Here is an 8854-nt window from a genome sequence, read left to right on the forward strand (position 1 = left end):
CTGGTTCCCGGTGCCGGTCCAGTTCCTCCCGGTACCGGCCTCCGACACCAACCGGGTGTCCTCGCCCAGGACGGAGTCGTGCTGTGTCAGGTAGTCGGCGAGGGCGTCGGCGTCGGACAGTTCGTCAGGGGAGGCGCTCAGGGCCAGAGATCCGAGGAGCAGCAGGTGCTGTCCGTGCACCGGGGCGTCCGGGCCGAGGTCCAGCACGCGCCTGGTCAGGTCGTGCAACGCGTCCAGCTCGCCGGTGGCGACGGACGACGGCGCCGCCTCCCCCAGGGCGAGTTCCCGCAGCGACGACACCGTGTCGACCAGTGTCTCGGGCGAGTGGTCGTGCCTGGCGGCTGCTCCGAAGAGGAGGTCGAGCCACGCCTCCTGGGCGGCGTCCGGGGAACCGTCCTCGCTGTCGGTGTCACTGCTGTCGTCGACGAAGCGGAACTGCGCCAGATCGACGTCCGGGGGCCCGCTCTCGCTGTCGGTGTCGGTGTCGTTGCTGCCGTCGGTGTCGCTGCCATCGGCGAAGTGGAACTGCCCCAGCGCATCGGCTCCGGAGCGCCGGGTGGGCGCGGACGGCGGCAGGGGGAACGGCCCGTCCTCGGTGTCTGCCGCCTCCGGCGTCTTGGCGGCTTCGGCGCCGGACAGGGTGCTCAGCTCGTACGCCTCCTCCTCACCCGGGAGCCCCGGGAGCCCAGGCAGGTCGCTGCCGGCCGGAGACGGAGGCAGGGGAACGGCGGCCGGGTCCTGATGCGACACGGGCGGGGCGGGCTGTGGAGCGGGCGGGGCGGGGGTGCGCTCGACCAGCGGTACGAAGTCACCGCCCCGGCGCCGGAGTCGGAGGTGTGGGCCGTCGGCGGACGGACCCGGGTAGGTGTGGGCCGTGCCGTTCTCCTCCACCAGGGTGACGGTGGCACCGGTCACCGCGGAGGCCCACTCGGCCACCGCCCGGTCGGCCCCGGGGCCCCAGGGCGCGTGTGTGAGGTGGCGGCGCAGGTGGCCGTCAAGGGCCTCACGGCTCGGCGCGGGCGCTCCCGGGCGCAGGTTCATGGGCGGAGGGCCGAACAGGGCGTCGCGCCCGGCGACGTCGCCGGGAAGGCCGTTCAGGCGCAGCAGCTGGGCGGGCGACGCTCCGGCGCGCATGCGCAGCCGTGCCGCCTCCCGGCGGTCGAGTCCGGGCTGTCCGGCGGCGTGGCGCAGGGCCGAGGAGAGCGCGCCGAAGAAGCCGTTGCCGCGTCCGGTGGGCGTCCCCTGGGTGTAGGTGGCGCCGTCGGGTGCGGTGAGGACGCCGTCGCGGGCGAGGCGGTAGCGCGGGTGGCTGCTGTCGGCGGGCGGCAGCCAGGGCGCGGTGGTGTGACTGCGGTGCACGGGCGGCTCAGCCGGCTGCCCGGTCGTGGTCTCGCCCGCGGTCGCGGCGGTCGCCGCGGCCGGCAGCGCGGCGGTGACCGGGGCCGGGGTGCCCGGCGGGAGGGCGGCGTGGAAGAAGCCGTCGGAGGCGAACAGCACGGGGTCGGCGGCCGGGTCGACGGCGGCCGGGTCGACGCCGTGCGGGAGGAACAGCTGATCGCGGCCCTCACCGGTCACCACGGTCAGCGGGGTGCCGAGGACCCGTGCGGCGAGGGCCGGCAGCAGGTCCGCGCCGCCGTGGTCCCCGGCGCGGCGCCCGGGCGGGGCCCCTACGCCGTCCTGCTGCCCGGCGGGGGCCGGGCCGGGCTCGCTCGCGAACGGACGGGCCAGGGCCGCGGTCGCCAGCGCGACCCGCTGGTCGGGCGTCCCCCAGAACGTCAGCGGAAGACGGCCGAAGGCGTCGAACTCGGCCTGCTGGGCCGGAGTCAGCACCACGCCGGCGGTGTCCAGTTCGTCCTGCGTGAAGGTGTCGGCGACGTCGAGGGCGAGGCCGTCGAGCAGATCCTCGTTGGCGTCCTCGCCCAGTGCCCAGGCGAGTCGGTCCCGGGCGGCACCGATGGCTTCGGCGGTGACCTCCGGGTCGCCGGGAGCGGCCGTGAACCGGGCGGCGAGGTCGCTGCCGAGCAGGTGGGGCAGCCGGCCCCGGACCTCGGCCGCGGCGAGCAGCGCGTGGAAGAACGAGGCGCCGTCGTGCGGCACGTCGTGCACCTCGCGCACCGTGGCGCCGTCCGGCGAGGTGAGGGTGCGGGGGGCGGAGCCGGCGCCGTCGTCGATCCCGTACGGCTCCGGCGCCTCGGAGCGCCATTCCGGTGCGGCGTACTCCTGAGGCCGGTCGGGCACCGGTACTGACGCCGAGCCCTGGTGATGGGCGGTGAGGCGGGAGGCGGCGAGGTGCAGCCGGTGATGGTCGGCGGCGGCCTCGTCGGTGCGCGCCTCCCACAGCCGTACCTGTTCGCGGGCCGCCTGCCAGGTGGCGACCGCCGGGGCCTGGGCGAGGTCCCGCGGCAGCGCGGTCGCGAGGCGGGGGTCGTCGTCGCCGAGCGCGGTCCGCTCCGCCTGGCTCAGCGAGAGCCACGCCTCGCGGGCCCGGGCACGGGCCTCGTAGTACTCCTTCTCGGCCGTGGCGAGGTCGGCGGCCGCCTTGGCCATGTCGTCCCAGGCCGCGCCCACCTCGTCCGGGAACGTGCCGTCGTCCAGGAGGCCGTAGTCGCGGGCTATGTCCTCACGCAGCCAGACCAGCGCCGTGGTCCCGGCCTCGGCGGCGCGTGGTCCGCGCGGGGGCGCACCGAGCGCTCGCATGGCGCGGCTGTGGGTGATCCGGTGGTCCACCTCGGCCACCGCGAGCCAGGTCACCGGCACCGCGAACAGCATGCTGCGGTCGGTGACGACCTTGACGTGGGTGCCGAGGGTGGTGTCCGCCGCGCCCTTGAGCGCGGTGCTGTCGTTCGTGCCGGCGATCGGGACCGTGGCTCCGGGGTTGGTCACACCCGCGTTGCTGTTGCCGGCCAGCGGGGCGGTGCCCGCCGCGCCCTCGACGTTGTCGGTGGTGCCTGCTTCCAGCGCGTCGGAGGTCTTACGCCGCTGCATGGCCTCCATGCGGGGCTTGCTCTCCACGGCGAGCAGCCGTGCGCCCCGGCGGTGCATCTTCGCGTAGAGGCGGGAGTCGGCGGTGTGCGACTGCCCGAACAAGTGGGCGGAGGACTGGGTGGGCAGCCGGGAGCCCTCCGCGCCGAGCGCCTCGCGGAAGCCGGCGGTCAGACCACCCTGCGACGCGGCCTCCTGCTGCGCCTGCCCGGGAGCGGTGCCGAGCCCGGTGAGCGGGGTGAGGCGGGCCATGCGCACGCGTCCGGCGAGGATCTGGCCGGTGTGCCGCCGGCCGAGGTCGCCGTCCCCGAGGCCGTCGGCGCGGGCGGTGGCGAGGGTCAGCGCGTCGTGCACCCCGGCCGCGCCCCGGATGTCCACGGCGAGGATCCCGGAGCCGATCCGGTCGTCGAAGGGCAGGATGTCGGCGTCCGCGTCGCTCGTGCCGTCTTGGGAGGTCCGCCAGGCGGAGACGGCCTCCGGCCGGGCCTGGTCGGCCGTGAGCAGGCGTACGGCACGCTCCGGTGCCGGCACGTCCTGCTCGGTGACCGCGCCGTCGTCACCGTCGCCCACCGGGGTGAGCAGACCCGCGGGGGCGATCTCGTTGAGGGTGCCGACCTGCGCGACGGCTCGGGGCGCGAGCGGGTCACCGGCGGTGTCCGTCATGGTGACGGTCAGGATGTAACTGGTGACGATCTCCGCGTGGGCCTGCGTCGTGGCGATGTTCGGCATCGCCGTACTGCCGTCGGTCTCGGTCCGGTTGCTCGCCCGCTGCTTGGCCGCCGTGCCCTGCAGCGAGGGGTTGGCGACGAGGACACCATCGCCCGCCGCGCGCTGACCGCCGCTCAGGGTGAGGTCGGCGCCCCGGTCCTGGGAGGAGCTGGAGGCGCCGTCGCGGGCGGTGTTCCGGTAGTCCTCCAGCTCCAGGCCCGTACGCAGCCGCTGCACGGTCGTGGTGACCGGCGTCAGTTTGAAGCGGATCTGCCCCGGGCTGCCTCCGACCGGGAGGTGGTGCGGCCTGGACCACGCGCGGTAGCGGACCGGCAGGCTCATTCCGTCGGTGGTCAGCTCGTGCAGATGGGCGCGCAGGAAGTCCGGCGACAGCCGCTGCAGGACCTGCTCCCGGTCGTGCGAGGGCACGCCGATCTTCTCCAGGCGTGGCAGCAGCTGCTGTGCCGCCCGGCTCGCGTCGAGCTGACCGCTGGGATGGGTGGGGAAGCGGCGCCCGCGCAGGAAGGCCGGCACGCGGTAGCCGCCGCCGAGGTTGCTCGGTGTGGTGGTGCCCATCCCGTCCGGGGCGAGCCCGGCCTCGATGACGTCCTGCATGGGCAGGTGGAACATCACCGCGTCACGGATCCGCTGGAGCGCGGCGGCGGCCCCGCGCGGTGACAGACCGCGCCCGAGGCGCTCCGACAGCCGACCGGCGGCGGAGCTGACGCGGGACCCGGCACGGGTGCCGACCGTGCCCATCGCGGCCGTCCAGCGGTCCCGCACCGCCACGGTCTCGGCGGCGTCGGCGACCACCAGGTACATCCGCCCGGCGAAGGTCAGGGTGGTGTTGCGTCCTCGGGTCAGGGCCTGCGAGACTCCGCGGCCCTTGCCCCAGGCGTACTGGAGCGCGGTCGAGTACGAGCCGACCACCGCCTGCTTGCCGGGGAGCTGCTGCAACGGCATGAGGCCGCCCTGGACGCCCAGCGTGGTGCGCGAGACGGTGCTCCCGCTGCCGACGACCCGGTGCTCGTTGCCGATGGTGGCTTCCAGGCTGGCCGGCTTCGGATCGCTCCTGACCCGTACGTTGTCCAGCTCGCCGCGGATCGCCGCCTTCAGGTAGTGCGTCCGGAACGGCCCCGCGCCGTTGAGCCCGGCGACCCGTGAGCCGAACGGGCCGAGGTACTGACCGAGTTGCCCGGCCACACCGAGATTGGCCATCGCCCGGCGCAGCGCGGTGCGGACCGGCGCCCCGGGCGCGCTGACGTGCCAGGAGGTGCCCGAGGCGCGGTCGGCCGTGTCCTGCATCAGCTGCTGGCGCTGCGGGCCGCCCTCGGCGCTGAGCACCACGTGCGGAGCGCTCAGCAGCCGCCGGACGAGCTTCCGGTCGTCCGAGTCGGCCCTGGGCAGCGGGCGGGTGCCGTCGAGGAGCTGGTCGGCCTCGACGGCGGAGAGGCGCTGCGGCACGGGCGTGGGGGCGGGCACGGGTGCCGAGCCGTCGGCGGGCGGGTCGGCGGGGGCATGGCGGTCCGAGCCGTGCGCCGCGGGCACGGCCAGCTCCACCCGTCCCACGGTCTCGGTGCCCCTGCTGAACAGCGGGCGCTCCTCGACCTTGCTGACGAAGACGCCCGCGCCGAGCAGTCCGACCGACAGCAGCCGGGCCCAGCCGCGCGGGCGGCGGTGGCCCTCGAAGGACGCTCCCAGTTCCACCTCGTAGCTGTACAGGTCGGCGCCGTTCTGGAACGTCAGGTGGTCGTGGGCGACCGTGACGGTGTTCCGGGTGCCCTTCTGGTAGGCGCGGGCGTAGCGGGCGCCTACCGAGACGTTGCCGGTCCGGCGCGGCAGGTTGGCCTCGGGCACCTTGTCGTGGTCGCGGGGCGAGACGCCCACCTCGACACCGGCGGAGTAGGTGCTGGACTCCTGCTGTCCCTGGCCGGAGACCTCGTTCCCGATCACCGCGTTACGCAGCGACCGCTCGCTCATGGTGGTCTCGAACCGGCGGTCGGCCAGCCGCGCCCGCAGGATCAGTGTGTGGTGGCCGCGGCGCACCTTGCCGTCCTCGGTGAGCGTGACCGGGACCCCGGTGGTCGTCAGCTCGTCCAGACTCTGCGTCAGGGTGGGCCGGTTCAGGGCCTCGCGCACCTGCCGGTCGTTGTGCAGCGCGGTCCGCATCCGCCCGTCGCCGTACCAGAGCCGGGCCAGCCGGGGGTGCCGCAGCATCAGCGGCGGCACGAACAGCGACGGGTACGAGCGGTGCAGGGTGTCCAGGACGGCGTCCGTGAAGACCCGCATCGGGTCCTGGGGGGCGGTGCCGTCCTGCGGCGGGACCGGCTGCTGGGGCGTCGGCGGCGTCTGCTGCTGGGTCGCGGGCGGCTGCTGGGTCGGCGGCGGTGTCTGCTGCGCGGCCGGCGGCGATGTCTGCTGCTGGGTCGCGGGCGGCTGCGCCTGGGCGCGTGCCTGCGGACGGAAGCCCTCCGCGCGGACCTGGCCGCCCAGGTGCACCGGGTCCTCACGGGTGAGGTACCACGGCACCGGCGGCTCGGCGTCCGGGTTCGGTCCCGTGCGGCCGGGCGTACGGCCGTCCCAGCCCGCGAGCCGGCGGGCGTCCTGGGTGGAGATCCAGTCGAGGCTGACCACTCGCACCGGCCGGGCCGCGGACGCCGGTTCACCGGCCTTGCGGACCATCAGGGTGCGCTCCACCTGGTAGAGCGCCGTCGGATGGTTGCGGATCCGGCCGGTGACCTTGCGGGCCGCGTCGGTGCCCAGGTAGTGGCCCCGCCCGGCGGCGAGGTCCGCGCGTACCAGCGGGCCGCCCTGGAGACGTACGTCGGTCTCCGGCCCGAGAAGGGTGTAATTCGGCCCGGCGGTGACCTGGAACCCGAACCGCGTGTCGCGGACGTGGCCGCGCTGGTTCTGGTAGGTGGTCTGGGTGAGGTCGCGCACCTCCGCCTTGACGGACTCGGTGACCAGCACGGCGCGGTGCGGCACCGACCGCTCCACGACCAGGTGACCCAGCGGGTGCTGACCGCTGCCACGGGTCAGCTCGGGCCCGCTGACCGGCCCGGTGAGCCGCCCGAACAGCCCGAGCAGCCTCCCCGGGCGGACGTAGGAGACCGTCGTGCGGTGCGCCGAACTGCCTGGCCGCGCCCCGGAGACGGCCAGCGCGACGTCCTCCGGCGGGGCCGTCAGGTACAGACCGGTGGAGTCGGTGAGCCGTGGCTCCACCCCGTCCGGGAAGGTCAGTGTCTCCGGCGCCCGGCGGGGGCCGGTGAACGGCACGGTGAGGTCGTCCGGCAGCCGCCAGCTCAGCCCGTCCCGCATGCCGAACTCAGCGTGGTGCACCTGGGTGCGCTGCCAGCGCGGCCCCTGCGCGGGCGGGGCGGTGGTGCCGGTCGGCGGGCTGTCCGTTCCGGACGTGCCCGGTGCCTCGGTGACCCGCTCGACCCGCACCTTGTAGTAGACGTCGTCCAGGTGCAGGTGCGAGCCCTCGTGGGCGCGGTGCTCCCCCTGGTGGTACGCCGCGGTGCCCTGGGAGTAGTCCGTCCTGCGGCTCCAGCCCAGGGAGGTACCGATCTTCAGGAGCCAGTTGAGCGGCGGTCCCATGCCGACACCGGCAGCGATCCGCCGCCCGAAGCCCACACTGCGCCCGCCGCCCGTGCCTGCCTGCCCGCGGCGCATCGTGTCCACGCGGACCGTGGCACCACCCACGTCGGAGAAGCGTTCCCAGCGGTGGTACGGGATGGCTTCGACCGTCATCTCCAGCCCGACCCCGGACTTCTCCCGGCCCACGACGCGGGCGCCGCGCGGGGCGGTGAAGGCCGAGGGCTGGTCGGTCAGCAGACGCAGCAGCTCCGCCTCGTCGAACCGTGCCCGCACCTTCGGGGGAACCTTGTCGAGGATCTCGCGCGCCACCGCCTCGGGCGAGCGCAGGGTGAGCACGCCGGGCCCGGCGAGCAGGCCGGTGGGCGAGCCCTGCGCAGCCCCGTCCGGGGCGCTGTCGCGTGGATCGGCGCCCGGCCTGATGAGGACCGCGGGCAGCCTGCTGCCGTCCTCGAAGGTGACCGTGCGCGGTGCGGGCGCCGGCGGGCGGGCGTCCTCGCCGGTCAGCAGACGCGCCGGGCGGTGCCGTTCGAGCTGGGTCTCCAGCGGTACCGGGTCGCCCCGGTCGGGAGCCTCGGCGTCATCGGGACCGGTGATGCCGGCCATGCTGCGCAGCCACTCCCCGAACGGGTCGGAACCGTCCGGCTCCTGGGAGACCGACGGCACGATGGGCGTGACCGGGTCCGGCGCCGGCTCCGGGGTAGGCACCAGGGCGTCGTAGTGGTCCGATCCGTTGTACGCCACGTACAGGGGGCTGCCGATGCCACCCGGATGCAGCCCGGTGACGAGGAGTGCGCCCGTCACCTGCGGGTCGGGCCGTACGAGGCGCAGATCGAGGTCGAGGGTGTGCGCCAGCGCGTCGGGGAGCAGGTCGGCGAAGGGGGACGACCACAGCCCGGGGCGCTCGGCGGCGGCGGCGAGCAGGCCGCGGCCGCCGAGGCGCCGCGCGTCGGCGGGGGTGGGTGCGATCTCGGCGAGTTGCGGGAAGTCGCTGTCGGCGAGGATCTGCTGCCATCTGCCGGCGTCCCCGTCGGTGACGACCTCTCGCGCGATGCGGTTCCAGGAGTCGGCGATCCGGCGCTGGTCGTCCGCGTCGTCGACCCCGGCCAGGGCGCGTATCCGCAGGTCGTCCACCACGGTGAACACCGGGTCCGGTACGGCGGCGTCGGCGACGGTGCCCAGCTCGGACCCGGCGACGCGGTCACGCACCAGACCACGCAGTCCGGCGATGCTCCGCGAGGCCCAGGCCGGGGGCACGTCCCGGCTGCGCGCGCTGTCGAGCACCGCCCGGAAGAGGCAGTCCCCGTCGCCCCGGGCGGCCACCCGGTGGAAGGCGAGACCGTCCGCCCGGACGACTTCCGCCGACGGCCCGCGCACGTCCTCCTGCGAGACCGGCGTGGCCGGAGACAGGGAGGGCGTCCGCGTGAGCGGCGCGGGCCGGGTGAGCTGGGCGTACTCGTTCCCGGGACTGAACCGGAGCAGCGGTTCACCGTCAGGACCCTGATGCGCGCCGACGATCTTGTCGAAGAGCGACTTGTCGAAGGCGGTCGGCGGATTCCAGAACATG

1 protein-coding gene (running past one end of the window) is annotated in these 8854 nt (G+C 75.1%); it reads right to left on the reverse strand.

Features of this window, described 5'->3' with window-relative positions; all coding sequences use genetic code 11:
* Positions 1-8854: part of a lonely Cys domain-containing protein coding region (locus tag OO67_RS22835; RefSeq protein WP_078598176.1), annotated on the reverse strand (this coding region is incomplete at its 5' end). 23397 nt of the annotated region lie to the left of the window's left edge; the window shows 8854 of its 32251 annotated nt.

The organism is Streptomyces atroolivaceus (assembly GCF_000717025.1).
In the GTDB taxonomy this organism is placed as follows: Bacteria; Actinomycetota; Actinomycetes; order Streptomycetales; family Streptomycetaceae; genus Streptomyces; species Streptomyces atroolivaceus.